This window comes from Pseudomonas sp. NFX71 (assembly GCF_048079215.1).
Taxonomy (GTDB): Bacteria; Pseudomonadota; Gammaproteobacteria; order Pseudomonadales; family Pseudomonadaceae; genus Aquipseudomonas; species Aquipseudomonas fluorescens_B.
In genome coordinates this window covers 70300-95896 of sequence record NZ_CP182230.1, presented here as the reverse complement: position 1 = coordinate 95896, position 25597 = coordinate 70300, and the positions used below count along the sequence as shown (strand labels likewise).

Genomic DNA, 25597 nt, shown 5'->3' with positions numbered 1-25597 from the left:
AGCGACAAAGCATAGTTAAGGCTCCATCATTCTGCTTTTGTCGTTTTGACCAATTTGTTGCAGTAATGCCTGCTCCAGTTCGAGCATCGCGCCTTCGACGGCCTTCCTGCATTCGGCGACGTTGTCATGATGAAAAACTTCATGGCAGACCCGTTCGAGCGCTTCGCAGCGGTCGATCAAGCGGGTGGCCTGGACAATTCGGGCTGCGCCCTTGATTTTGTGAGCGATATCAAGAAACGACTGCGGGTCATTTGACCGGGATAACGCCTGCAGCGCCTGTCGGTCCAGACGGTTGCTGCTGAGCAGTTCGGTCAACAGTCGCAGGTCCATTGCCGGGTTACCTCCCGTCAACAAGTGCAGCCCTTTCAGGCTGAAAGCGGGAGAGCGATCGGTCGGTTCGATGTCTGCGATCCATTGACTCAACGCGGACAGCGTCAGCGGCTTGAACAGGCAGTCATCCATTCCTGCTTGTTTGCAGCGCTGTCGCTCTTCCGGTTGTGCGTTGGCGGTAAAACCCAGAACGGTGCACGGGGAACGATCGGATTGCTGTTCATGGTCGCGGATGGCGTGAGTGAGTTCATAGCCATTCATGACCGGCATGTTGCAGTCGACGATCACCAGATCGAACAGCCCTGATTTCCACGCTTCGAACCCTGCTTCGCCATCCTCGGCAACGCTGAATCGATGCCCCAGAAACTCCAGCTGTTGGCACATCAACAAGCGATTGGCCGGGTGATCGTCAATCACCAGCACGTTCAAGGGTGCCGTGGACGTGTGGATCGGTGTTTCGGTGGTTTTCGACATCTGCTCGAGTGGCAGGGTGGACAGCAGCAGAGAAACCTGGACCTGCGTGCCGACTCCCGGTTGGCTATCCAATCGCAGGCTGCCGCCCATCATTTCGCACAGGCTCCGACTGATCACCAGACCCAGGCCGGCGCCGCCTCTGCCTGACTGCCCAGTGCCATTGGCCTGGGCGAAGGGTTCGAACAGTCGCCGTTGATCCTGTTCGCTGATCCCGATGCCGCTGTCCTCAACCTGCAACAGCATCCGGACTTGCTCGGGTTCAGGCGTCGCAAGCAATTCGACGGTGATCCTGACCTGGCCCTGTTCCGTGAATTTGATAGCGTTGCTGACCAGGTTCGACAACACCTGTTTGAAACGCATCGGGTCCAGCAGGACATCGATCGCCGGATTGGCCGGGTTGAGTTCCAGCAGCAGTTCAAGGTTTTTCTGACGAGCCAGACCCTCGAAGATCCGCACGACCGACCCCACGATTTCACTCGGATTAACTCTTTCCGGGCTCAGGCTCAGACGCCCGGACTCGATCCGGGCAATGTCGAGAATGTCGCCGATCAGTTCCAGCAGGTCCCTGGCCGAGTTGTAGGCCACGTCAATGGCCGGACGATCTGGATGGTTGCTCTCAATGCGCTTCAGCGTCAGTTCGAGCATGCCGATGACCGCATTCATCGGCGTGCGGATCTCATGGCTCATGGTTGCCAGGAATGTGCTTTTGGCGCGGTTGGCTTCATCGGCGCGCTCCTTCGCGCAGCGCAGCTCCTCGAACAGTTGGCGCCGCTCGATCAATTGATCGTTCAGCGCACGCTCGGCCGCCTGACGCTGTTTGATCTGGCGACGCATATAGGCATTCCAGGCAGCGGAAAGCAGGAGCAGCACGCCGGCCCCGATCACGATCTGATAGAACAATCGCTGGTAATTGCGCCAGGTGCTTTGCGAGGACGCCGAATAGCCACGCCAGCGGCTGTTGATGATGCCCAGTTCTTCCGGGGCGATGCTCAGGAGTGCTTTGTTGAGGATGGCGTTCAGCTCTTTGGCCTCTCGTCCGGTCGCCAGGGAAAATGCGGCCTGCCGGGTGCCAATGGTGGTCCGGATCTGAAGTGTGTGCTCGAAAAGCCGTGATGAAATGAAGTAGTTGGCGATGACCAGTGAGTTCACCGCACCTTCTGCCTTGCCTTCGGCGAGCAATTCCACCGCGCTGAACGTGTCCGGGGTTTCAATCAACCTGATCCGCGGGAACTCGCGGCGCAGGTAATCCACCAGTGGGCTGCCCTGGGCGATGGTCAGGCGTTTACCCGCCAGCTGCTCAAGGTTTGCCGGGCTGTCGGCGGCTTTGCGAGTCAGAAGGACAAAGGAGTTTTGCAGATAGGGGCGGGTGAAATTCAGTGCTGTATCACGTTCGGCGCTGGGGAGCAGGGCGGCGATTACATCGGCTTTATTGTCCTTGATCTGTTCGATCATCTCGTCATCGTTTCGGCTTCGACGGATGTCGAAACGCAGGCCGGTGCGCAATCTGATCAGTTCAAGCAGGTCTGCGGTGACACCGCGAAAATTGCCATTGCTGTCGAAAAACGACAGCGGCGCAAGCGCCTCGTTGACCACCACGCGCACGATCGGATGTTGCGCCAGCCACTGTTCTTCGGGGTCGGTGAGTTGTAACTTCTGGTCGGTAAGAAGAATGTCACTGCCGGCACTCCAGCGCTCGGCGATGTTCTGCCGTTCGCTGGCGGGGATGGCCATGAGCATGGCATTGATGATCCCGAGCAATTCCGGGTTGTGCCTGTGCACGGCAAAGCTGAAACCGTGGGCTTCGTGTTTGCCGAAGTTAGCCATGCGGATGTTGTTCAGGTAACCCTTGTTGATCATGTAATGGGTCGAGATGGTGTCGCCCAGGAAGACGTCGGCCTGATCGAAAGCCACCGCATTGATCGCATTCTGGTAAGACGGATAGGACGTAATGGTTGCCTTGGGATACAAGGCCCTGACTTCCTCCAGTGGCAAGTAGTGATACACCATGCTTAGCCGCAAGCCGGCGAGGCCTTCGGTCAGGGATCGGGTTTCTCCTTCCCGTGTCACCAGGACCGGCTGGTCCACGGCGTAGGGCGTGGAAAGCGCGATATCGGCATTGTGAGCCTCGAACCCATTGGCTGTGCCGAGCAGATCGACCTCGCCTTTTTCAAGTGCCTTGATGGCAGCTCCGCGGGACGCAAAGCGTTGGACCTTGACTGGTAAACCGAGGGTTTTGCCGAGGATGCCAGCGTAATCGGCGGTGAAACCTTCGTAGTCCTTGCCGCTGACGGTCAGGTCGAAAGGAGGATAGTCCGGGGCCGACGTACCCAGGATAAGTTCGCGCTTACTCGTTATCCATTGCCGTTGCGATGGATCCAGTTGGACGTCCAGATGCCGGAGGGTCGATCGACTGAGCAGGGTGAAGTGTTCGCTGGCAATCTGCGAGGCAGGTACTGAAGTGCTCAGGCATAAACCTGCAGCCACTGAAATCAGATAATCCTTAATGCGACGGGGCATCCTGTGTCTCACACTAATGCGTTACGTTTTGCCATCTCGATGAGTTCAACCAGGGATTTGGCTTTGAGTTTCTGCATCAGTCGTTTTTTATAGGTGCTGACAGTCTTGTTGCTTAGAAACATGCCTTTGGCAATTTCCTTGTTGGTACGGCCTTGTGCAAAAAGTTGCAGTACCATCAATTCTCTATCATTGACTGACTTGAACAGTTCCAGCTCGGCGCAACGCACGTCATCACCACGGACAGGATTCAAGGCCTCACTCGGGAAGTAGTTGTAACCTGACAATACCGCTTTTATGGCGCTGACCAGTTCACTCAGATCCTCCTGTTTGCAGACATAACCTGATGCGCCGGATTGCATGCAGCGAATACCGAACAGTGTTGGGCACTGCGCAGTCAATACCAGTGTTTTCAGCGGTGTACTCATTGCGTTGAAACGCGCGAGAACTTCAAGGCCATCCAGTTTTGGAATGCTGATATCGAGAATGACCAGGTCTGGCATGCATTCACGCACCATCTGCATGGCATCGACCCCATTATCGGATTCGCCGACAACTTTGTAACCTTCGTGCTCCAGTAACATTCGGACGGCAAGGCGGATAACAGGGTGATCGTCGACAATAAAAACGGAGTTCATAATCAAATCCCATGCGAGCTCAGATAAAGCGCGCACCTTAGCTCAGATAGTTGATGGGACGCATGAACTGACGGACCTCAAGCAGCAATATAGGAATAGTCCTACAAACGAACAGGAAAGGGGCTACGAATCAACTAGGTTTCGCATGAGGACGGGCAGAGTTGTTGGGGGCGGTATTTCAAGGTTTTTAAGCGTAAGTTACAAGTAGTGCCTGGCTGGATCGTGTCGAAATTCATTTTTTATAATTGAATTGAACTCAACAGGTTTCTGAATTCGAATTGTTTCAATGGTTTTATCAAGTAGCCAAGTAGAGGCAGTCCGTGTGCATTTGCGGTTTTTTCAAGTCCATCAAGTTCTGTGCGCGTCAGGCTGCTTAATAGTATTGCCTGTTTTATCATCCCGCGATGACTGGCGAATTTGACCAGATCCAGCCCGGGAAGATCGGGTAAACATTGGTCGCATAACAGGATGTCAAATGGTCGCACCGCCGCCAGCATTTGCTGCAAGGCATCTTGGGCACTGTCGGAGGTCGTCAGTTGGGTGAAACCATAACTTTCAAGCAGGTACTGAGTCGCCCTTAGTTGGAAGGGATGATCTTCCACCAACAGGATGCGCAATTCGTCTTCGAACTTGGGATTACTCACGCTTTCTCTCTCATACAGAGGGGCCTTTCATTATTTCGCGAGAAGGGCGAGCAATCGATCAGTTTGCTCGGTGTGAGGTGTAGGGGAATTCGGCGAATGCTGAACGCACTTGGGCTTTCAGTGGCTGATCAGCCATTCCGGATGGCGTAATGGCTGATCAGACGGGTTTCGTCAGTGGCTCGAACGGCCAGTCATCTCCAGCGCCATGTCGCTGGCATAGCTGTCGGTCATGCCGGCGATGAAATCAATCATGCGCAGGAACGAAGTGTGTAGCGGGCCGTGAGGGTCGGGCGCATTGTTGCCCAGCAGATCAAGGATGCGACGGCTCTTGAAGGACGGTGTCCGACCGTTGTGCTGTTCCAGCGCTGCGCCGCAGAACGCGTTCAGCAGGATTTCCAGCGTGGTATAGGCGCCGATCTCGTGCAGGGTCTTGCGCTTGTCCTGGAAGATCTTTTTGCGTGCCATGTCTTTGGCATTCAATACGCAGCGTTTGGCGGGACCGTGCATGTGTTCCACCAGATCGCCAGGCAGCGTGCCGGCCAGCAACGCGTCCTGTTGCTCGACAAAGGCGCGGGCCGCGGCGTTGGTCAGATGCTCGATGGCTTTGCCCCGCAGGATTGCCAGTTTGCGCCGACGTGAATCCCGCGGGCCGAGCTGACGATAGGTCTCCGGCAAATCGTCGCCCACCAGGTCCAGCAACAGGGACTCGACTTCGGCGTACTCCAGCAGCTCCATTTCCAGGCCATCTTCGAGGTCGATCAGCGCATAGCAGATGTCATCCGCGGCCTCCATCAAATACACCAGGGGATGGCGTGCCCAGCGTTGTTCTTCAAGTTGCGGCAGGCCGAGTTTATGAGCGATCTGCTCCAGCAGCGGGAGTTCGCTCTGATAACAGCCGAACTTGTGTTTCTTGTAACCCAGTGAGTCGGCGTGCTTGGCCGTCCATGGATATTTCAGGTAGGTGCCCAGCGTCGCGTAGGTCAGCCGGGTGCCGCCATCGAACTGGTGATATTCCAGCTGGGTGAGCACCCGGAAGCCCTGGGCATTGCCTTCGAAGTTGAGGAAGTCATTACGTTCGACTTCGCTCATTGCCTCCAGCCATCCACGGCCGGCGGCTTGCTGGAACCAGTGACGGATCGCGTCTTCACCGGAGTGACCGAAGGGTGGATTGCCAATGTCGTGAGCCAGGCAAGCCGATTGCACCACCATGCCCAGGTCGCTGGGTTCGCACCAGTCAGGCAGCGCGCTGCGGATGGTTTCGCCGACGCGCATACCCAGCGAACGGCCAACGCAGCTGACCTCCAGTGAGTGGGTCAGGCGCGTGTGGATATGATCGTTGCTCGTGACGGGATGGACTTGGGTCTTGCGCCCGAGGCGGCGAAAGGCGCCCGAGAAAATGATGCGGTCGTGGTCTTTGTGGAAAGGGCTGCGGCCGAGTTCTTCCGGGCTGTGCAGAGGCTTTCCGAGGCGTTCGCGGGTGAGCAGGGTTTGCCAATCCAAGGCTGGTTCTCTCCGTCAGGTGACTGAGCGCCTAGCTTCCCGTTTCACACCGACACCTGCAAGCGGAACTACAGCCCGGCGGCATCGATATCGATGAGCAGCAGTCGCTCGCCGTTGTTGAAAAACTGTCCGGCCGTGAGGCAGTACTGGTTGCTGGTGGCGTCACGGTAGGTGTTGGAAAGCGTCAGCCGGCGCTCATCCCAACCCTCTGCCAACAAATGATAGAAGTACGGACGCCATGACCAGTTGTGTCCCAGGTAGCGATCGTCGGCTACCCAGCCATTGTTGCGCCATTCAAGGTTTGGCGTCAGTTGCGTGCCGTGACGGTCGCATTGATAGAAGCGCAGCAGCCAGGGAAAGGCGTCCAGCTGTGGCAGGGCACTGAGCGGCGCGCATGCCTGGGCCCACGTTTGCAGAATCGCCATCAGCTCGCAGAGTTGCTGACGCATGATCATCAGTCGGCCGCGCTCAGCGAGTTTTTGTTGGACATAGCGCTGACGCAATTGGGCAAAGCGCTCCACAAACGCATCGGTGGCAAAGAAGTCGGCTTGCGCGCGAGCGAACAGGAAACCCTGCACGTAGCGTGAACCACACTCCAGGGCAAAATTCAGCTGCGCTTCGGTTTCAACGCCTTCGGCAATGATCCAGCACCCGGTTTTTTCCGCCATTTGCGCAAGGGCCTTGACCACATCACTGCTGGGTCCGCCCAACGCAGCGGCCTGGAACAACCGCATATCCAGCTTGAGGATGTCCGGTTGCAGAGCGAGCACACGATCGAGTTGTGAGTAACCGGCACCGAAATCATCGATGGCGATCCGCGCACCGACTTGCCGATATCGCGCAACCACGTCTGCCAGGCGCTGGATGTCGCCGCCCAGTTCGGTGATTTCGAAAACGATGCGCTGTGGGTCGACGCCATGCCGGTTCAATTGCTTGAGGCTGGGCAGCGCCTGGTCCGCGCGCAAACGACTGATCCAGCGAGGCGACATGTTCAGACTGAGGAACCAGTCGGCGGGCGCTTCGTGCAAACGGCTCAGGGCGTTATCACGAATCTGGCGATCCAGGCGGCGGAGTGCGATGGCCGGGGTGCGCGGGTCGGCAAACAGCGGCCCCACGGAGGCCAGTTGACCGTCGGTCTGTCGCAGTCGACCCAATGCCTCTACGCCGGCGATACGGCCGGTGGCGGTATCGATGAACGGTTGAAAGCAGGCAAGCGGTTGCCCGTCGATCACGAGGCCTCCTTAGTAGGTCTTGTTTTTGGATGACACCCGATGGCTGGGTAGGCACGCAGGTCTGAACCTCTCGATAAAGAGGCTCATCCCGGTGATGTTGCAAGAATGCAGCCAGATAGTGGCCTAGTGTTTAGGCGCAGAGCCTTGCATGACCAACTTGATCAAAGGCCCCAGCGTAGTGCCCAGGCGTACCAGCCGAGTCAGGCTGCTCACGCCGCCGCTCCTGGTGCCCTTGCCGGTCAAAAAACCCAACAGGGTCACGGCCGCCACGCCCCAGAGCGGGGCATGCTTGATGCCGAAACCGTCATGCAGGTTTTGCGTCAATCCGCGCACCCGCTGCAAGGGTTGCAGCAGTTGCGCGGATTCGTGGCGAATTTCCTGGCGATGCATTTCCATACGCAGGCGAATCAGCGCCTTGCGCATTTCCGTGCGCGAGCTGTTGTGAGGCAGTTCAGGCAGGTTCATGGCAGCAGGCGCTCCCTATCATTGGCCAATTCTTCCAGGGTGCCGTGGAAGGGTGAGGATTCATCAAAAATCGCCGCCCTCAGACGCATCCCGCAGAAGATGCACGCAAGGGTGTAGAACACGCAGAGCCCGATGATGGCAGGCAGGCGATAAGTGTCCCAGAACAGGATCAGCACCAGCGTCGATAACCCCACCAGCAACAGCAAGGCAAACACCAGCGCCAGGCCTGCGAACAGCAACAGGCTGACGGTGCGGGCTTTTTGTTCCTGCAATTCGATGCCGAACAATTCGACATGGCTGTGCAGCAATCCAAGGAATGCGGCACCCAGGCGCCGCGGTGAAGAGCTTGGGCCCGTCGCGGACGAGCCGGATTCGCCGATCGTCATAATCAGCGCCGGGTTGCCAGCAGGCCGATCAGGAAGCCCACACCGGCCGCGATCCCGACCGATTGCCATGGGTTGGCCTGAACATAGTCTTCGGTGGCGGTAACGGCGGCTTTACTGCGTTCGCGCAGGGAGTCTTCGGTCAGTTTCAAGGTTTCGCGTGCACGCAGCAGACTGTCGTGGATTTGCTCGCGCAGCTCGTCAGCCTGATCGCCAGCCAATGTCGCGGTATGTTCCAGCAACCGTTCAGTGTCGCTGACCAGTGTCTGAAAGTCGTTCATCAGGATTTCTTGAGCAGTCTTTGCCTTGATGCTGGCCATTGGTGATCTCCGTAAGTGGCTTCTGTTGCGTTCGAGTATGAGCCTTGGGTGAAGGTTCAGTGCAAATCACTGGTACAACTTTTGCTGTGTCGTGGTGCGCCGGCCCGTGTGACTGCGCTGTTGCCGGGCAGGAATCGAGCAAAACCTTATCTCAAATAATGAAAACCCGCGCAAAGCTTCCCGCCTTATGCGCCAAAGCGGCACATCAGGATCAATGTGTAGATCCTGGAAGGTTGCAATTTGGTGCATGAATTGTCTGCGCGAACTGCTTTGGTGCTTTTTTAGCCTTCAGGTCTGCCAACATCATGGAAAATCTGCAAAGCGCTGTGGACAGTCTGGTCCATAGCTCCAACACGTTGTTCATCCTGATTGGTGCTGTCATGGTTTTGGCCATGCATGCCGGTTTTGCCTTTCTCGAAGTCGGTACGGTTCGACAGAAGAACCAGGTCAACGCGTTGTCGAAGATCCTCAGCGACTTCGCCATTTCGACCCTGGCCTACTTCTTTATAGGCTATTGGATTTCCTATGGGGTGACCTTTCTGCAACCGGCGGCAGTGATCAATGCCGATCATGGTTATGGCCTGGTGAAGTTTTTCTTTCTGCTGACGTTCGCGGCAGCGATACCTGCGATCATTTCCGGCGGCATCGCCGAGCGCGCGCGGTTCGTACCACAGTTGTGTGCGACGGCGCTGATCGTGGCGTTCATCTATCCGTTTTTCGAAGGCATGATCTGGAACGGTAACTTTGGCCTGCAAGCCTGGTTGCTGGAACGCTTTGGCGCAGGTTTCCACGATTTCGCCGGCTCGGTGGTGGTTCACGCCATGGGCGGCTGGCTGGCGCTGGCGGCGGTGTTGTTGCTCGGGCCAAGACAAGGTCGCTATCGCGACGGAAAGCTGGTGGCGTTTGCACCCTCGAGCATCCCGTTCCTGGCGTTGGGGTCGTGGATCCTGATCGTTGGCTGGTTCGGTTTCAACGTGATGAGTGCGCAAACCTTGCAAGGGGTCAGCGGGCTGGTGGCGGTGAACTCGCTGATGGCCATGGTCGGCGGGACCGTGGCGGCGCTGATTGTCGGGCGCAATGACCCGGGCTTTCTGCATAACGGCCCGCTGGCCGGGCTGGTGGCAATCTGCGCCGGTTCCGATCTGATGCATCCGGTAGGGGCGCTGGCCACAGGCGCCATCGCCGGGGCGCTGTTTGTCTGGTGCTTTACTGCTGCCCAAGGCAAATGGCACATCGATGACGTATTGGGGGTCTGGCCGTTGCATGGCCTGTGCGGGGTCTGGGGTGGAGTCGCTTGCGGTATCTTTGGCCAAAGTGCATTGGGTGGTCTGGGCGGTGTGAGCCTGATCAGCCAGTTGATCGGAACCACGCTGGGCGTGGTCGTGGCGCTGGCCGGTGGCTTCGCGGTGTATGGTGTGATCAAGGCGCTTCATGGCCTGCGTCTGAGCCAGGAAGAAGAGTATTACGGCGCAGACCTGTCGGTGCACAAGATCGGCGCCGTGAGCCAGGATTGAGTCAGTTCTCTTCATCGTTGGCGCCGGGATACAAACCGTGCAACAGGCGATAGCGGTCATGTCGTATCTGGTCGGCCCGCTCCTGGACCTGATGCGCGGGTAAACCCAGCATGATCAACGCGTGGGAGGCTAGCATCAGGCTCGACTCCAGTAATTCGGGTACGACTTCGCTGGCGCCGGCAGCTTTCAACTCGGCCAGTTGGCTGTCGTCGCGAGTACGTACCAGGATGGGAACGGTCGAGTTTAATCGGCGCGCCTCCTTGAGAATCAGCAACGCGATATCGGCCTGGTCCACGGCTATCACCAGCAGCCTCGCGCGGGCCAGCCCTACCGCCAGTAGCAGTTCACCGCGCCGTGAGTCGCCATAGTGCACACAGGTTTCACCCACGGCGGCTTCCTGGACACGCACCGGATCGGTGTCCAGCGCGATATAGGGCTGCATCGCGTTACGCAGCGCTCGCCCGATGGACTGGCCTACGCGACCGTAGCCACAGATCACCACATGGCTGTGCAATCCGGCGTTAAGCGTGCTTATTTCCTCGAGTTTGGCTTCTTCGTTGGGCTTGCGGTGCAGGCGTGTGGCGATGTGAGGCGCCGCGCGCAGCAACAGTGGCGTTAGCAGCATCGAGCAGAAGGTCGCGGCCAGCAACAGCCCGCCGAGGTCGGCGGGCATCATCTTGTTCTGTTGCATCTGAGCCATCAATGCGAAGCAGAACTCGCCACCCTGGGCCAGTGCCAGACCGCTGCGCCAGGCCGTTTCAACATCGTTTCCGCGCCATTTGACCAGCAAGGCGACCACGCAACCCTTGATCAGCAGCAACCCCAGGGTCAGCCCGAGGATCAGCAAGCCGTGGCTGAGGAACAACTGCAAATCGATGAGCATGCCAATGCTGACGAAGAACACCCCGAGCAGAATGTCGCGGAACGGCCGGATATCGGCTTCGATCTGATGGCGGTAGTGGCTTTCTCCCAGCAACATGCCGGCGAGAAAGGCGCCCAGGGCAGGGGAGAGCCCGAGCAAGTGAGTGAGCCAGGCCGTGAGCAGAACAATCACCAGTGCCAACAGTACAAACAGTTCCGCGGAACGGGCGGCCGCCACTTCATGAAACAGCCGTGGCAACAACCAGCGACTGGCCATCAGCAGGCCGACGAAGAGCAAAACGGTCTTGCCGAGCGTCACAGGTAACGCCCAGTACCAGGCCTGATCGCTGTTGCCGGCGAACACCGGCACGAGAGTCAGCAGCAACACTGCCACGATGTCCTGGAACAGCAATACGGCGATGGCATTTTGTCCGTGGCTGCTGAAAATCTCGCCCAGACTGCCCAGTTCCTTGCTGACAATGGCCGTAGAAGACAGCGACAGGCCGGCTCCGAGCAGCATCGCAGGTGTCGCCGACATGCCGAACAGCATCAGCAAACCCCCCAGCAGTACCGCAGTTATCAGTACTTGCTGGCTGCCGAGCCTGAACACGACTTTGCGCAAGGCGAGCATTTTCGACAGGGAAAATTCCAGCCCGAGGGAGAACAGCAGGAACACCACCCCGAGCTCGGCGAGGTCGGGCAGGTCTTCGCTTTCATTGACCCAGTTGAACGCCGTCGGGCCGATCATCAGCCCCACGCACAGGTAACCCAGCACCGGTGGCAGGCGCAGGCGCTGGAACAGTGCAATCACCACCAGGGAGGAGGCGAGAATAATCAGAAGGTTGGCGAACACGAAAACTCCAATGACAAGCGCTGGCTACTCAAGCGTAGAGGCAAAAAAGCGGCAAGGGTCGCGTAAATGACATCCAGTCCGAATGATTTGAGTCAGGAGTTTGCCGAAATTCTTTGAATTCAACCTTCTCCGGTCGCGTTGGGCAGTGACTCGACTGCTTTTGATCGCAGGCCTAGAATGTACGTCTACTTTGCCGGGTCCTGTGCTCATGCCTCCTGAATGTCAGCTTTTCGGCACCATTGGGTGCCATCTTTGTGAAGTGGCCGAAGCCATGCTGATGGCATTTGTCGAGCACGGTCTGCTGGTTGAACTGGTGGATATTGCTGAGGACGAATCATGGTTCGAAGCCTACAGTTTGCGCATTCCGGTGCTGCGACGTTGCGATAACGGCGCCGAACTTGCCTGGCCCTTTGATTCCGAGCAGGTTGTGGCATTCCTGCGCTGAGCTGGACACCTTTTGCGAGCCCCATCCGTCGCGGTCTTCGTTCCGGTCATTGGCGAAATTCAGGTTATTCGGTTACTGTATGTTCATACAGTTGCTCGGATTGCCTGTCATGTCTGCCCTGTTGGGGATTGGGCAGGTGATCCCGGAAGTCAGAGGGAAGAATCGTGGTCAATGTCGAACAATTGAAGAACAGCGTGAACCGGATGTCGGTGGACGTGGTGCGTGAAGCCGTCCTCGAGTTGCAACTGGATGGTCTGGTCACGGAAGGGAAAACTCCGTTCAACAAGCTGCATTTCAATACCTGTTTCGCCGAAATCGAGGCACTTTTCCAGCGTGCGGGTTATCACCGCCAACTGGATGTCGTCGGCTATCAGGGGTTGTTGTACGCACTTTATGATCCGGGGCGCTGGGAAGCGGTCGATGTGTTGCGCTGGCTCAAGGAGTTCACTGAAGCGGCGGCACGCTCGCAGTCGATTCCGGCCTGAGGATTCTCTTCTAGGTTCGTTCCGGCCACTGCTGGATAATGCCGCCCTGTATCGAGAGTCAGAGCGTTCGTATGTCCACTTCATCTTTTTCTGCTGCACACAACCAGGCCAGCACACTCTACTTGCCGCCTGGGCCGTGGCAGACCGTGCTCGATTGCCTGAGTGAACACTTCAGCGCCATCGGTCGTGAACAATGGCTGGACAGAATTGCTCGTGGCCGCGTCCTTGACGGGGATGGTGCGCCAATCGCCGTTGATCTTGCCTACAAGGAAGGTCTGCGAATTCACTATTTCCGGGAAGTACCGGACGAAAAGCCGATCCCTGTGATCGAGTCGATCCTGTATGCCGACGAGCATCTGGTGGTGGCAGACAAGCCACATTTTTTGCCGGTGACGCCGGCGGGCGAATACGTCGAGCAGACGCTACTACGGAGGCTGATTCGCCGACTCGATAACCCGCACCTCGTGCCTTTGCATCGGATTGACCGGCATACGGCAGGGCTGGTGCTGTTTTCAGCCAATCCTCAGAGCCGTTCCGCCTACCAGTCGTTGTTTCCCACGCGGCAAATCGAAAAACGTTATGAAGCCATTGCCAGGGCATTGCCCGAACAGGCCTTCCCCCTGGTCCACAAGAGTCGGCTCATCGATGGCGAGCCTTTCTTCCGCATGCAGGAAGGACCGGGCGTCAGCAACACCGAGACGGCTGTCGAAGTCAGGGAGAAGAACGGTGATCTCTGGCGTTACGGGCTTTACCCGGTGACGGGCAAGAAGCACCAGCTGCGGGTACACATGACGGCACTGGGCGCCAGCATCTGCAATGACCCGTTCTATCCGCACGTGCTCAAGGATGTCGTAGACGACTATGCCAACCCGTTGAAGCTTCTGGCACAGGGATTGCGGTTTGTGGACCCGGTTACCGGTGAGCGAAGAGACTTTGAAAGTGCCATCACCCTGCAATGGTGATAGCCGTTTTTCAGCCACGAAAAAGCCCGCTTAAAGCGGGCTTTTCTGTATCCGGTATCGCCGCAAGAATTACAACTCTTTAACGGTACGAACCTGATCCTTGTTCACGCGGGTTTGCTTGCCGTCCAACTGTTCGAACTCGTAGAAACCTGCTTCGTCGTCATACTTTGGCGTGTCGACGGCCTGGATTTCGCGACCGTCATTCAAGGTGATCACAGTAGGCGATGCGCAACCAGCAAGGGTCGCGAGGCCCAAGGCGAGCATGAAAGTGGCGAGGGTCCGTTGTGTCATGAGTGTGTCTCCGAATAGGAATTCTTTTAGTTACTGAGCGTGAGACGTATACAACGCGTGCAAGTTCCTTGGCTAGTGTCAATCTGACACGTTGTTGTGAGCGCTCAGCAACTCCGGGGTATTAAGGTTGGCCAGGCGAGGATCGTTCTCAGGGCATTGCAGAGCAATCGCGCCCAGTTTTCGCATCAGGCGGCCCGGGCTGCGTTCGCCTTCCTGCCAGGCCTTTTCGAATGCTTCGCCCAGGGCTACGGGGATGATGCACAGCAAGGGTTCCCAGTGCTCTCCATGACGCAACATCAGGGGGGTGTCCGGATGCTGGCTGGCCGCTTCGCGCATGCTGTGGAGCAGGGCGGCATCGATGCGTGGTACATCGCACGGCAAAACCATCAGAGATTCATGGCGGGCGGCCTTCAGGCCTGCACGAATACCGGCCAAGGGCCCGGGAAAATCACCTTCGTCATCATGGACCAACTGGTCGGCGTAGGGCGCGTACTTTTCCAGGTTCCTGTTGCAGGAGATGATCAGGTCGTCACTCAGCGAGCGGGTTTTGCGATGAAGATGCGCAATCAGCGGCTCACCGTGCCACTCGATCAAGCCCTTGTCCTGACCGCCCATACGTTGGCCGCGACCACCTGAGAGGAGCAAAATGGAGCAGGATGGCAACTGTGTATTCAAGGTCATGGCAGGGCTCCATGGGGGCAGTAAAAAAAGAGGGCGCTGTGATATAACACCGGGCTGTTTCTCCTACAACTGGACGAGCCTATGAAAGCCAAGGCTGATGTACCTTTCGCGCCGCTCAACATCGCGGTGCTGACGGTCAGCGACACCCGTACCCTGGAAACCGACACGTCAGGCCAGGTCTTTGTTGACCGCTTGAGCGCTGCCGGCCATAACCTGGCCTTCCGGGTTTTGCTCAAAGATGATCTCTACAAAATTCGCGCGCAAGTTGCCAACTGGATTGCCGACGATGTCGTGCAGGTCGTGTTGATCACCGGCGGCACTGGCTTCACGGGGCGAGACAGCACCCCCGAAGCGGTCAGCTGCCTGCTCGACAAGCAGGTCGACGGCTTTGGTGAGCTGTTCCGCCAGATATCGGTGGCGGATATTGGCACCTCCACTGTGCAATCCCGTGCCCTGGCCGGTCTCGCCAACGGCACGTTGGTGTGCTGCTTGCCGGGCTCGACCAACGCCGTGCGCACCGGCTGGGATGGCATTCTTGCCGAACAACTGGACTCCCGGCACCGCCCGTGCAATTTCGTTGCTCATCTGAAACAGGCGGCACCCTGTGAATCCCGCGGGTAAGCCAGGCAAGACAGGCAGCCTGATGGCTGTCGAGGTAGCGCTGGCGCGCTTGCTGGAAATGGCCGAAGCCACGCCGATTGCCGCGCGTGAACGCTTGCCGTTGGCGCAGGTTCAAGGTCGTGTGTTGGCCGCTGACCTGGTCTCGACACTTGATCTGCCGCCGTGGCCCAACAGTGCGATGGACGGGTACGCCTTGCGCATGGCCGACTGGACGGGAGAGCCGTTGTCCGTCAGCCAGAAGATTTTTGCAGGTAACGCTCCGGAACCATTGAAGCCCGGCACCTGCGCACGAATTTTCACCGGTGCGCCTGTTCCTGCGGGTGCAGACTGCGTCGAGATGCAGGAAAACGCCGAGGTACTGGCGGATGAGCGAGTACGTTTCCTCGAGGTCCTCACGTCAGGACAAAACATCCGCCCCAAAGGCCAGGAAACCACCGTCGGTGAGTTGATTCTGGCCGCGGGCACACGCCTTGGCCCGATCGAGCAGGGGCTCGCTGCATCACTGGGATGCGCCGAGCTGGATGTGATTCGCAAGGTCCGCGTTGCGGTACTCTCCACCGGCGATGAACTGGTTGAACCGGGTCAGGCGCTTGGGCCGGGCCAGATCTACAACAGTAACCGAGTGTTGCTCTGCAGCTGGTTGCAGCGCTTGGGCTGTGAAGTGATCGACGCCGGTATTCTTGCGGATAACCTTGAGACGACGCGTGCTCGCCTTGGCGAGTTGAAGGATGTCGACCTGATACTGTCGACCGGTGGCGTATCGGTAGGTGAAGCCGATTTTCTGGGCATTGCCCTGCGGGAAGAGGGCGAGCTCACGTTGTGGAAGCTCGCGATCAAACCGGGCAAGCCACTGACGTTCGGGCATTTTCGTGGGGTTCCGGTGATCGGGCTACCCGGTAACCCGGCGTCGACTCTGGTGACCTTTGCTTTGTTGGCGAGGCCCTATCTCTTGCGCCGTCAGGGTGTAAAAGACGTTGACCCCTTGAAGGTGCAGGTGCCTGCAGGATTTGTATGGCCCAAGGCAGGCAATCGACGCGAGTATTTGCGAGGACGTCTGGAGAACGGCCGGGCAATCATTTACAAGAATCAGAGTTCGGGTGTGTTGCGCAGCGCAGCGTGGGCCGATGGTCTGGTCGAAGTGCGAGAAGATCGCACATTGGTGGAAGGTGACAGCGTAGGCTTCATTCCGCTGAGCGAAGTCCTGGGCTGATACCTGCCGTATCTGTCATACAAACCCGGTTCATCGAACCGGGTTTTGCGTTCATGGCGTCCTCTTATCGAGCGAGAAGTGCCACCAACTGGTCGAACCGACTGTTGGCGATCCACCCCAGAAGCCCGAGAACCACGGCTGTGCCGCCGGCCGAATAGGCGAGCCTGTGTTTGATGGACCTGACGTCACCCCGGACTTCTTCCATGTCTCTGCGGATGTATTCGAGGTGTGTTTCCAGTTCAACGACTCGAGGTTCCATTTCAACTTCTCCAGTGGTTTTGGCGCACTTATTGAATTCGGTTTGATAGCTGGCCCGCCTTTCTGCGAGCGGTGTGACCGGAGTAACCGGCATCCTGATGTCATGGCTTTGCATGATACGTCCCTGTAGTTCCTGCTGATGACGGATAAACCGTACCGCCAAGTTGTACCAATCAGGGTTGAGGGTCAATTGAGCCGATTCCTCAGGTTTTGTAAGAAAAAATCCCACCTTGTAGGACCTCAATACGGTTCGACTTGAAATAATTCATTTTTTTGCGACTTTTATGGGGCGCAGTGAGGTCACATTTCACATACGGAATTCAATCATGGGAGTGACCACAATGGGCGAACGCAAGGCACTGTTGATTCTGCACGGCAAGCAGGCGCTCAACGAGGAGGTCCGGGCAGCCGTCGAAGAAAAGCGCTCACAAGGCTGGGAATTGGCTGTCCGACTGACCTGGGAGGCCGGCGACGCACAGCGGTTGGTAGACGAAGCGCTGGCGGCGGGCTACAAGCAGCTCATCGCCGGCGGTGGCGACGGGACGTTGCGCGATATTGCCGAGGCAATGGCCGCGCATTCGACGCAGGCCAGTCTGGTGCTGATGCCATTGGGAACCGCCAACGATTTCGCCCGCGCCGCGGGTGTGCCGCTGGAACCTGATCAAGCCTTGAAACTTCTGGACGCTGAACCCCGTGCCATCGATTTGGGCGAGGTCGGCGGTCAGGTGTTCCTGAACATGGCCACGGGCGGCTTCGGTAGCCAGGTCACGGCGAACACCTCTGAAGACTTGAAAAAAGTACTGGGCGGCGCGGCTTATCTGTTCACCGGTTTATCACGCTTCAGTGAATTGCATGCGGCCTATGGTGAGCTGCATGGCCCGGATTTTCAGTGGAGTGGCGAGTTGCTGGCGTTGGGCATCGGCAATGGCCGTCAGGCGGGCGGCGGTCATATGCTGTGCCCGCACGCACTGGCAGACGACGGTCTGCTGGATATCAGCATTCTGCCTGCACCGCAGGAAGTGGTCGGAACATTGAAAAGCTTGCTTGCCGATGGTTTCGGTATCGACAACATGTTTGTGCGCGCGCGCTTGCCATGGGTCGAGATCAAGGTCTCGGAGGGCCTCTACATCAACCTTGATGGCGAACCGCTGGAAGGCGAAAGCCTGCGCTTCTCGGCGCGCCCGGCGGCACTGCGGGTGCATTTGCCCGAGCATTCGCCACTGCTGAGTGTCCCGGCAGCGATCAATCGTCCAGGCTGATGATTTGCTCACGCACGGCGAAGAGGACCAGGCCCGCCACATCGTAGATCTGCAAGCGCTTCATGATCTGCGAGCGATGGGTTTCAACCGTCTTGATGCTCAGGCCCAGGCCGTTGGCGATTTCCCGGGTGGATTTTCCGCGAACGATCAGTCGCAGGATTTCCAGCTGGCGCGCGGTCAGGTTGTGCGAGTCGGCGGGTTCCGGCTGGTGTTTCTGGTTGCGGGTCAGCGCCTGGTTGATGACGGTATGGGCAATGGCCGGGCTCAGGTAGCGCTCGTTGTTGCGCAGGGCATCCAGCGCATGTTCGAGTTCGGTGGCCGTTGTGTCCTTGAGCAGGTAGCCGTGAGCGCCAGATTCCAGTGCCTGCATGATGAGCGCCGGGTCAGTGTGCATCGACAGGATCAACACTTTGCTTTGCGGGTGTACTCGCTTGAGTCGCTGCAAAGCTTCAAGGCCTCCGGTTTCCTTCATGGAAATATCCAGCAGCACGATGTCCGGGGACAGTCGCTCGACCATCTCGAGCAACTGCGAGCCGTCATTGGCCTCGCCGATTACCGCGTAGCCGGGAATATCCAGCACCAGAGCGCGCACGCCAGCTCTGATCAGCGAGTGGTCATCCACCAAAAGTAAGTTACAAGTCAATGCAAAACCTTATTCGTACTGGCCCGTTCCAGCGCACGTGGCGCCCACGGGAAGAGAGCTTCGATTTGAGTGCCTTTGCCCGGCTCGCTGGTCACGCACAGCGTACCGCCCAACTGGTCGATCCGTTCCGACATCCCGGCCATTCCACGTTGTCCCTCACGGCCGGGATCTGTCGCCGGCGCGAAACCCAGGCCGTCATCGCTGATCAACAGCGTCAGGCCTTGAGGCTGGCGTTGCAGGCGAACCAACAGATTTTTCGCTTCGGCGTGGCGCAATATATTGGTCACCGCTTCCTGGGTGATTCGAAAGGCGGCGACGGCCATTTCTTCCGGGATGCCGGTCAATCGTGAGTGGCATTCCAGGCTCCAGTGCACCTGCGTATTAGCCAGTGTCTTGAGCAAATGTGCACGCAGACTGGCTTCCAGCCCAAGGCTGGTCAGCTGCCTGGGATTGAGAATGGCCGACACGTCACGAACTTTGGTCAGGGTTTCTTCCAGCGTGTCGCAGAGCGTTGAGCATTGATCTTGCAGCTCTTCGGGCATTCGACGTTTCAGCCATTCACTTTGAAGTTTTGCCGCAGTCAGTAACTGGCCGATATCGTCATGCAGTTCCCGACTGAGTCGGTGCCGTTCGTTTTCCTGAACCTTCAATAATCGGTCGGCCAGCTCTTGTGGTTCGAACTTTATAGACTTGCGCGAGAGGCAATGCTGCGCCAGGACGCAAGCCAGCGCCGCCATATTCAGTAGCAGCAGACTGAGTGGCAGGCGAGTGGACAGGCTATAGATCGCCAGACTGCCGAGCGCCGAGCAGGTACACAGCAATAGCGTGAACCGGCGCGCGTTTTCTCGGGAGGGTGGCCACGTGGTGATTGACTTGAGGCTGGCGTACATAGCGGATGGAGCCAATGGATGTTCGCTGCGGGCAGACCGGTCATGTTGACTGACGGGTCTCTGTCTGAGTCACTCTGCCATTAATTGACGTCAACTAATGGTCGGCATAATACCACTTAAGATACCGTTGGTCGCGTTTGTATATATGTCCGTACAGTCAGGAAATAAAGAGTCTGGACTTGAGTTCCACAATGGAAAAAGTTTGCCGGCAGGGAAGGATATTTGTAATGAGCTGTCGTTGACAGATATGAAGTATTCAATTGCGACATGAGCGTGCGCAAGTTACAGAGTGGCCGCATGACAATAAGAATACGTGTGATCGCGTAGTTATCGGGAGAGTTAAGCCTGGCGTTCCGAGAAAGAAACGAGCGTGAACGGTTTTGAATGAGCGGGTGGCTGAAACTGGCTTTGTCCGACCTGGAAGGCAAAGGCCTCGATCAGCGATGCCTGTTCGCTGTCATCCAGGCTGAGCTGGCCGGTTTTCTGATCGATCAGTTCAAGCTGCCACGCCATCAATGTGAAACAGTCTTTCAGCGCGCTCAATGCCTGGTCATGCAGGTCTACATGATTCTGGGCATGATTCAGCAGGCCATGAATGTGCAGCGAAAACTCCGAAACCGCGACCAACGCGAGGGCATCGGCCTTGCTGGCCAGTTTGAGGAGGGTGCTCATCATGCATTCGATGGCATCCTTGTCATTACTGATCAGTTGCAAATGACTCAGACATTCCTCGGATTTGGCCAGGAGCGTTTCAGCCTCGACCAGAAACACCGGAAGCCGTTGGGCCCACTCTTTACGGTTCGGCATGCTTATCTCCACAACGTCATGTCAAATGAGGGAATGTCGTGTGTGTCGGCCAGGACCATCAGGGGCCCGGCGTTGCAGTGCCGTTGTGAGATCGCGCTCCGGCCGGCGCGGATGCAGGCGGGGGGATTCGTGAGGGTGGATGGCCACTGACCTGCGATCGCACACAAAAGCCTGACTCCGTTCATGCAATGAGAATGGCGTCACATTAATGGCTATTGGATATTGCGAATATCAGGTTGGGCCTGATTGTTACTAGGGGAATCCCTTACGCAGGGGAACCTAACGTGCGAACTGTTGTCGCGCCGCCGGGATTGAAGCAGATGAATTGAGGGGCTCAGTAAAGCATGATGTTAATGTGACATCAATGCCTGGGCGTGGCATTTTGTATGGGGGTCAAGGTCCGGCAAAAACAGCCGATAACCTTCTTTAGTGAATTCATCAGAACAAGCTCAGGAGTCATTGATGGCCGGCATTCTCGACACGGTAGACCAACGCACGCAACTGGTGGGTGAGAATCGCCTGGAAATTCTCATGTTCCGGCTGGCTGGGCGACAATTGTTCGCGATCAACGTTTTCAAGGTGCAGGAAGTGTTGCAGCTGCCGAAGCTGACCCTCATGCCGCAGCGCCATCCGTTTGTCTGCGGTGTGGTGAACCTGCGTGGCCAGACGCTGCCGGTGATTGACCTGTCCCAGGCCATCGGTATGCGTCCGCTGGTGCCAAGTCCGACCAGTACGATCATCGTCACCGAGTACAACCGCTCGGTGCAGGCGTTCCTGGTTGGCGGCGTGGACCGCATTGTCAACATGAACTGGGAAGCCATTCTGCCACCACCGACCAGCGCCGGCCGCCAGCATTACCTGACCGCCATCAGCAAGGTCGACGATCAGTTGGTGGAAATCATTGACGTCGAGAAAGTTCTCGCCGAAATCGTCCCGTACAACGCCAAGGTGTCCCGCGAGAAGCTCGACGATCCGGTCCTGGAACGCGCCCGTGGCCGTGAAGTGCTGCTGGTAGACGACTCCAACGTGGCGCTCTCGCAATTGCGCGACACCCTTGGCCAGTTGGGCGTGAAGATGCACATTGCCAGCGATGGCTTGAAAGCGCTGAACATGCTCAAGGGCTGGGCCGATACGGGCGTGAACATGACCGACAAACTGCTGATGGTCTTCACCGACGCGGAAATGCCGGAGATGGACGGCTATCGCCTGACCACCGAAATCCGTAACGACCCGCGTCTGCGTGGCCTCTACGTGGTGCTGCACACGTCGCTGTCCGGCAGCTTCAACGACTCGATGGTGAAGAAGGTAGGCTGCGACAACTTCCTCTCCAAATTCCAGCCGGACAAACTGGTCGACGTGGTGCGCCAGCGTCTGATGCTCGACGAAGTGCCTGCCTGATACTGCGTCAAAGGCTGCAAACAACCGACCTGTGGGGTGGGCAACGTTCAGCCTTTGATTCAATGAGAACGCTCGTATAGGGTGGCATTTTTTGCCCACCAGGGAGCTGGCCATGCTGCGTCTGAGCGCGCTTTATCGATATCCGTTGAAATCCTGCAAGGCCGAGCCCTTGCAACAGGTCGGCCTCGACAGACTGGGACTGGACGGGGATCGTCGCTGGATGCTGGTGGACGAGGCCAGCGGGCGCTTCCTGACCCAGCGTGTCGTCGGGCAGATGAGCCAGCTGTCGGCGTTGTGGAATGCTGAAGGTGGCTTGACCCTGAGCGCCCCAGGCCACATGCCAATCAATATCGCCTTGCCTGCCGGCGACGCTGAACTGCGCGGCGTGACCATCTTCAAAGACAGTTTGCGCGTGCCTGATGCCGGTGATGAAGCGGGTGCCTGGGTCAGTGAATTCATTGGCAAACATACTCGACTGGTGCAAATCCCTCTTGATCGTGCGCGCACCACTCAGGCGGGTTACGGCAAGGATGACGATCAGGTGGCTTTCGCCGATGGTTTCCCGTTGTTGCTGATCGGGCAAGCATCGTTGGAAGACTTGTCGCAGAAAGTCGGCCGCCCCCTGGAAATGCTGCGCTTTCGACCGAATCTGGTCATCGAGGGCAGCGAGGCGTACGCCGAGGATGGCTGGAAGCGTATCCGCATCGGCGATGTCGAGTTCCGCGTCGTCAAACCGTGTTCACGCTGCATTCTGACCACCATCGATCCGCAAACCGGATTGCGCAGCGATGATCGGGAACCGCTCGCGACCTTGCAGAAATACCGTGCTCAGGAAGAGGGCGCGATGTTCGGCCAGAATCTGGTCAACGATGGCAATGGCCAGCTCGAAGTCGGCATGCCGGTCACCGTGCTGGAATAAACGACCCTGAATGAAAAATGCCCGTGTCCAGTGACACGGGCATTTTTTTGTACGGTGAAAACCTGGGGGGTTAGCCGCGGTATTCGCACAGGTAAGCGGTGTCGACGGCCACTTTCAGCTGGAACTTGCTGTTGGCTGGCACGTTGAACTGGCTGCCGGCTTCGAAGGTTTCCCAGTCGGTGCTATCCGGCAGTTTGACGGTCAGGGCGCCGGTCACTACGTGCATGATTTCACGCTGGCTGGTGCCGAATTCGTATTCGCCCGGAGCCATGACGCCGATGGTCGCAGGACCTTCAGCGGTGCCAAAGGCGATCGACTTGACGGTGCCGTCGAAGTACTCGTTGACTTTAAACATGGGCGATTCCTCGAAAAGGGCTAAAAAGGGCCGGCCAGTATGCACAAGGCCTTTGGCGGCGTCACCTCTCTAGAGGGGCAGAATCAGCGGTAACAGACGCGCTGTATTGCGCGCATCCTCCAGCGCCCGGTGCTGCTGGCCGGTGAACTGCATGCCCGCCAGTTGCAGCGCGCCGTTGAGCCCCAATGGACGATCCAGGCGTCGGGCCTTGGCAAAGCGCTGTTTGAGGTTCATGTGCGGTACTCGGCTGAGTTCGCTGTCGAGTTGCAGCGTCTGCCATTCCTGCAGCAGTTGCTTGCGATCGTAATCGCCCCAACTCGCCCAGCCTTCCAGGCGCGAATGATGTTGGCCGAGCCAGCGCTCGAAGGCTGGCCAGACCTCGGTCAGCGGTTGTGCGCTGTCGATACTGGCCTGGGTGATGCGGGTCAGCTCGCGGCAAAACGGCGTGAGCAGGGGCCGGCGCAACGGGCGCACGAAACGCTGGAAATGATCCAGCTCCCGACCCTGGCGGTCCACCAGCGTGGCACCGATTTCGATGATTTCCATTTCCGTAACCGGCCAACCCCCTTCATCGGTGGTGGCTTCCAGATCAATGACCAGCCAGTGAGGCATTGCAGGGTTCCTGGTATCCGCATCCTGATAGGGTTTGAGCGTAGCCAAACCCGGCGGATCCGCCTAGCGGGTTATTCGACCTCCAACAAAATCTGACGATTTTTCACCTGGTCGCCGACCCTGACCTGCAGCCGCTTGAGCACGCCGTCGATGCCTGATTTCAACGGGTGCTCCATTTTCATGGCTTCCAGCACCACCAGCAGCTGGCCTTTGCTCACCATGCTGCCTTCAGTGACCAGCACATCGACGATGGCGCCGTCCATCGGAGCCTTGAGCGTGCCGGAGCTGGCGCTGGCCTCGCTACTGACCAGCGCCTGTGTGCAATCCATCAGCCGCAGACTCCCGGGACGGGTGAAAAGCCAGAGTTGCCCGGCGTCGAGACGGTAGGCATGACGCCGGCGGATGCCATCGATTTCCAGGCTGGCCCAGCGCCCGTCGCACTGGATGACACTCAGTTCGAAGGCCTGTCCGGCGGCTTGAATCCGATAGGGTTCGCCCGGTACCGCGTTCAATTGCACCGGCCAATCCTGATCCTCCAGGCCGATGCGATAGTGCAGCGGCACACTGGCGTTATTGCGCCAACCGGCCAGCACGGCGGGATGAGCCTGGGCTGAAGCCTGATAGAACAGCGCAGCGGCAATCGCCAGTTCTTCGGCGCCGGGTACATAAGGATGCAGGCAGGGATGATCGGAAAAATACGTCGGGATGAACCCGGTGCTGAACTCGCCACTGATGAATTGCGAATGTTCCAACAGGCTGGCAAGCAGGCGCTGATTACTGGCAAGACCGAGCAGCACGCTGTCCTGCACTGCCCGCAGCAACTTGCGCCGGGCTTCCTCGCGAGTAGCGCCGTGGGCGATGATTTTGCCCAGCAGCGGGTCGTAGAACGGGCTGACCTGCTGACCCTCGATCAGACCATGATCGATCCGTACGCCGCCCTGCGATGCCGGTTCCCAGGCGGCGATCCGCCCGGTTTGCGGCAGAAACGTCTGGGTCGGGTCTTCGGCGTACAAGCGCACTTCGATGGCATGGCCGCTGAGTTGCACCTGCTCCTGGCGCAACGGTAACGGCAGCCCTTCGGCGACGTGCAGTTGCCAGGCCACCAGATCCAGGCCAGTGATCAGTTCCGTTACCGGGTGTTCCACCTGCAACCGGGTATTCATTTCCAGAAAATAAAACTGTCCGCGCGCATCCAGCAAAAACTCCACGGTGCCAGCGCCGACGTAATTCACCGCGCGACCGGCCTTGAGCGCTGCTTCGCCCATGGCCTGACGCAGCTCGGCGGTCATGACCGGGCAGGGCGCTTCCTCGATGACTTTCTGGTGGCGACGCTGGATCGAACAGTCGCGCTCGCCGAGGTAGATCAGGTTGCCTTGCTGGTCGCCGAACAGTTGAACCTCGACGTGACGCGGGTCGATCAACGCTTGTTCGAGAATCAGCTCGTCGCTGCCAAACCCATGCAGCGCTTCGGAGCGCGCGGTGCGGATCTGCGCCAGCAACTCGCCGGCCTCGTGCACCAGGCGCATGCCCCGCCCGCCACCGCCTGCACTGGCCTTGATCATCAACGGAAAACCGATGCGTTCGGCTTCGCGGCTCAGCGTCGCATCATCCTGCTCGGCGCCCTGATAGCCTTTGATACACGGCACACCGGCGTCGAGCATGGCGAGTTTCGACAGGCGCTTGCTACCCATCAGTTCGATGGCTTCGGGGCTGGGGCCGATGAAGGTCATGCCTGCGTCTCGGCAGGCGCGGGCGAACCCGGCGTTTTCCGAGAGGAAACCGTAGCCGGGGTGGATCGCGTCGGCGCCGGTGCGGCGGGCGGCATCGAGAATGGCCGGGATGTTCAGATACGATTGCTGCACCGGGGCCGGGCCGATGTTGATGGCTTCGTCGGCGATCTGTACGTGCAGCGCGTCTGCATCTGCGTCGCTGAATACGGCGACGGTGCGGTAGCCCAGGGCCTGGGCGGTGCGCTGGATGCGACAGGCGATCTCACCGCGGTTGGCGATCAGTATTTTGCTGAGTCCGGGCAT

27 protein-coding genes are annotated in these 25597 nt (G+C 58.2%); 9 read left to right on the top strand and 18 right to left on the bottom strand.

Features of this window, described 5'->3' with window-relative positions; genetic code table 11:
* Nucleotides 1-15: 15 nt before the first annotated feature.
* From ACM1ZW_RS00445 to ACM1ZW_RS00410, 8 genes are all read right to left on the bottom strand, one after another.
* Nucleotides 16-3321 (bottom strand): transporter substrate-binding domain-containing protein, encoded by a 3306-nt coding sequence (locus tag ACM1ZW_RS00445; protein WP_414878085.1) that lies wholly within the window; start codon nucleotides 3319-3321, stop codon nucleotides 16-18.
* 8 nt (nucleotides 3322-3329) lie between these two features.
* The gene (locus tag ACM1ZW_RS00440) at nucleotides 3330-3956 is read right to left on the bottom strand and encodes a response regulator (RefSeq protein ID WP_414878086.1); all 627 of its coding nucleotides are present in this window, start codon (nucleotides 3954-3956) and stop codon (nucleotides 3330-3332) included.
* Nucleotides 3957-4195: 239 nt separating this feature from the next.
* Nucleotides 4196-4600, bottom strand: coding sequence for a response regulator (locus ACM1ZW_RS00435; RefSeq protein WP_414878087.1), 405 nt, complete (start codon nucleotides 4598-4600; stop codon nucleotides 4196-4198).
* 171 nt (nucleotides 4601-4771) lie between these two features.
* Entirely contained in the window at nucleotides 4772-6100 is a 1329-nt protein-coding gene (locus ACM1ZW_RS00430; RefSeq protein ID WP_017340004.1) for a deoxyguanosinetriphosphate triphosphohydrolase, read from the bottom strand.
* Between the two features lie 68 nt (nucleotides 6101-6168).
* Nucleotides 6169-7332: an EAL domain-containing protein gene (locus ACM1ZW_RS00425; protein ID WP_017340003.1), complete on the bottom strand. Its 1164-nt coding sequence runs from the start codon at nucleotides 7330-7332 to the stop codon at nucleotides 6169-6171.
* Between the two features lie 123 nt (nucleotides 7333-7455).
* A complete protein-coding gene (locus ACM1ZW_RS00420) occupies nucleotides 7456-7797 on the bottom strand; it encodes a hypothetical protein (RefSeq protein WP_414878088.1) in 342 nt (113 codons plus the stop codon).
* Complete coding sequence (locus tag ACM1ZW_RS00415) at nucleotides 7794-8183, bottom strand: phage holin family protein (protein WP_017340001.1); 390 nt, start codon at nucleotides 8181-8183, stop codon at nucleotides 7794-7796. The genes ACM1ZW_RS00420 and ACM1ZW_RS00415 overlap by 4 nt, the downstream gene beginning before the upstream one ends.
* Before the next feature lie 2 nt (nucleotides 8184-8185).
* Nucleotides 8186-8500 (bottom strand): DUF883 family protein, encoded by a 315-nt coding sequence (locus ACM1ZW_RS00410; RefSeq protein WP_017340000.1) that lies wholly within the window; start codon nucleotides 8498-8500, stop codon nucleotides 8186-8188.
* A 305-nt stretch (nucleotides 8501-8805) separates the two neighbouring features.
* Between ACM1ZW_RS00410 and ACM1ZW_RS00405 the strand changes: the two genes are divergently transcribed.
* Nucleotides 8806-10014: an ammonium transporter gene (locus ACM1ZW_RS00405; RefSeq protein WP_017339999.1), complete on the top strand. Its 1209-nt coding sequence runs from the start codon at nucleotides 8806-8808 to the stop codon at nucleotides 10012-10014.
* A 1-nt stretch (nucleotide 10015) separates the two neighbouring features.
* Here ACM1ZW_RS00405 and ACM1ZW_RS00400 read toward each other — a convergent pair whose 3' ends face one another.
* Nucleotides 10016-11728, bottom strand: a complete 1713-nt coding sequence (locus ACM1ZW_RS00400) for a cation:proton antiporter (RefSeq protein ID WP_414878089.1) — start codon at nucleotides 11726-11728, stop codon at nucleotides 10016-10018.
* Between the two features lie 208 nt (nucleotides 11729-11936).
* On the opposite strand from ACM1ZW_RS00400, the gene ACM1ZW_RS00395 reads away from it, so the two are divergent.
* The 3 genes from ACM1ZW_RS00395 (at nucleotide 11937) to ACM1ZW_RS00385 (ending at nucleotide 13620) form a co-directional block, all read left to right on the top strand.
* Nucleotides 11937-12173 carry a glutaredoxin family protein gene (locus ACM1ZW_RS00395; RefSeq protein ID WP_017339997.1) on the top strand — a complete coding sequence of 79 codons (237 nt, stop codon included), beginning with the start codon at nucleotides 11937-11939 and terminating at the stop codon, nucleotides 12171-12173.
* 164 nt (nucleotides 12174-12337) lie between these two features.
* The gene (locus tag ACM1ZW_RS00390; RefSeq protein WP_017339996.1) at nucleotides 12338-12658 is read left to right on the top strand and encodes a transcriptional regulator; all 321 of its coding nucleotides are present in this window, start codon (nucleotides 12338-12340) and stop codon (nucleotides 12656-12658) included.
* A 71-nt stretch (nucleotides 12659-12729) separates the two neighbouring features.
* Nucleotides 12730-13620 carry a pseudouridine synthase gene (locus ACM1ZW_RS00385; RefSeq protein WP_416739996.1) on the top strand — a complete coding sequence of 297 codons (891 nt, stop codon included), beginning with the start codon at nucleotides 12730-12732 and terminating at the stop codon, nucleotides 13618-13620.
* 69 nt (nucleotides 13621-13689) lie between these two features.
* Here the strand turns inward: ACM1ZW_RS00385 and ACM1ZW_RS00380 are convergent, their stop codons facing one another.
* On the bottom strand, nucleotides 13690-13911 hold the full coding sequence (locus ACM1ZW_RS00380) for a YgdI/YgdR family lipoprotein (protein WP_017339994.1): 222 nt from the start codon (nucleotides 13909-13911) through the stop codon (nucleotides 13690-13692).
* 78 nt (nucleotides 13912-13989) lie between these two features.
* Nucleotides 13990-14592: a molybdenum cofactor guanylyltransferase MobA gene (mobA, locus tag ACM1ZW_RS00375; RefSeq protein WP_416739995.1), complete on the bottom strand. Its 603-nt coding sequence runs from the start codon at nucleotides 14590-14592 to the stop codon at nucleotides 13990-13992.
* Between the two features lie 81 nt (nucleotides 14593-14673).
* Here mobA and moaB point away from each other — a divergent pair, with 81 nt between their 5' ends.
* Both moaB and glp read left to right on the top strand, forming a co-directional pair.
* A complete protein-coding gene (moaB, locus tag ACM1ZW_RS00370; protein WP_017339992.1) occupies nucleotides 14674-15213 on the top strand; it encodes a molybdenum cofactor biosynthesis protein B in 540 nt (179 codons plus the stop codon).
* 22 nt (nucleotides 15214-15235) lie between these two features.
* A complete protein-coding gene (gene glp / locus ACM1ZW_RS00365) occupies nucleotides 15236-16423 on the top strand; it encodes a gephyrin-like molybdotransferase Glp (protein ID WP_416739994.1) in 1188 nt (395 codons plus the stop codon).
* 64 nt (nucleotides 16424-16487) lie between these two features.
* On the opposite strand, the gene ACM1ZW_RS00360 is transcribed toward glp, so the two are convergent.
* Nucleotides 16488-16796 (bottom strand): hypothetical protein, encoded by a 309-nt coding sequence (locus ACM1ZW_RS00360; protein ID WP_414878106.1) that lies wholly within the window; start codon nucleotides 16794-16796, stop codon nucleotides 16488-16490.
* 226 nt (nucleotides 16797-17022) lie between these two features.
* On the opposite strand from ACM1ZW_RS00360, the gene yegS reads away from it, so the two are divergent.
* A complete protein-coding gene (yegS, locus tag ACM1ZW_RS00355) occupies nucleotides 17023-17940 on the top strand; it encodes a lipid kinase YegS (RefSeq protein ID WP_017339989.1) in 918 nt (305 codons plus the stop codon).
* Here the strand turns inward: yegS and ACM1ZW_RS00350 are convergent.
* From ACM1ZW_RS00350 to ACM1ZW_RS00340, 3 genes are all read right to left on the bottom strand, one after another.
* Nucleotides 17924-18583, bottom strand: coding sequence for a response regulator transcription factor (locus ACM1ZW_RS00350; protein WP_017339988.1), 660 nt, complete (start codon nucleotides 18581-18583; stop codon nucleotides 17924-17926). The two genes, yegS and ACM1ZW_RS00350, sit on opposite strands and share 17 nt — an antisense overlap.
* Nucleotides 18580-19473 carry a sensor histidine kinase gene (locus ACM1ZW_RS00345; RefSeq protein ID WP_017339987.1) on the bottom strand — a complete coding sequence of 298 codons (894 nt, stop codon included), beginning with the start codon at nucleotides 19471-19473 and terminating at the stop codon, nucleotides 18580-18582. The genes ACM1ZW_RS00350 and ACM1ZW_RS00345 overlap by 4 nt, the downstream gene beginning before the upstream one ends.
* Nucleotides 19474-19812: 339 nt before the next feature.
* On the bottom strand, nucleotides 19813-20280 hold the full coding sequence (locus ACM1ZW_RS00340; RefSeq protein WP_017339986.1) for a hypothetical protein: 468 nt from the start codon (nucleotides 20278-20280) through the stop codon (nucleotides 19813-19815).
* A 462-nt stretch (nucleotides 20281-20742) separates the two neighbouring features.
* Here ACM1ZW_RS00340 and ACM1ZW_RS00335 point away from each other — a divergent pair, with 462 nt between their 5' ends.
* A complete protein-coding gene (locus tag ACM1ZW_RS00335; protein WP_017339985.1) occupies nucleotides 20743-21678 on the top strand; it encodes a chemotaxis protein CheV in 936 nt (311 codons plus the stop codon).
* Between the two features lie 112 nt (nucleotides 21679-21790).
* On the top strand, nucleotides 21791-22597 hold the full coding sequence (locus ACM1ZW_RS00330; RefSeq protein WP_416739993.1) for an MOSC domain-containing protein: 807 nt from the start codon (nucleotides 21791-21793) through the stop codon (nucleotides 22595-22597).
* A 70-nt stretch (nucleotides 22598-22667) separates the two neighbouring features.
* Here the strand turns inward: ACM1ZW_RS00330 and ACM1ZW_RS00325 are convergent, their stop codons facing one another.
* The 3 genes from ACM1ZW_RS00325 to ACM1ZW_RS00315 form a co-directional block, all read right to left on the bottom strand.
* Entirely contained in the window at nucleotides 22668-22952 is a 285-nt protein-coding gene (locus ACM1ZW_RS00325) for a pyrimidine/purine nucleoside phosphorylase (protein WP_017339983.1), read from the bottom strand.
* A 69-nt stretch (nucleotides 22953-23021) separates the two neighbouring features.
* A complete protein-coding gene (locus tag ACM1ZW_RS00320; protein ID WP_017339982.1) occupies nucleotides 23022-23564 on the bottom strand; it encodes an exonuclease domain-containing protein in 543 nt (180 codons plus the stop codon).
* A gap of 71 nt (nucleotides 23565-23635) precedes the next feature.
* Nucleotides 23636-25597, bottom strand: coding sequence for an acetyl/propionyl/methylcrotonyl-CoA carboxylase subunit alpha (locus ACM1ZW_RS00315; RefSeq protein WP_416739992.1), 1962 nt, complete (start codon nucleotides 25595-25597; stop codon nucleotides 23636-23638).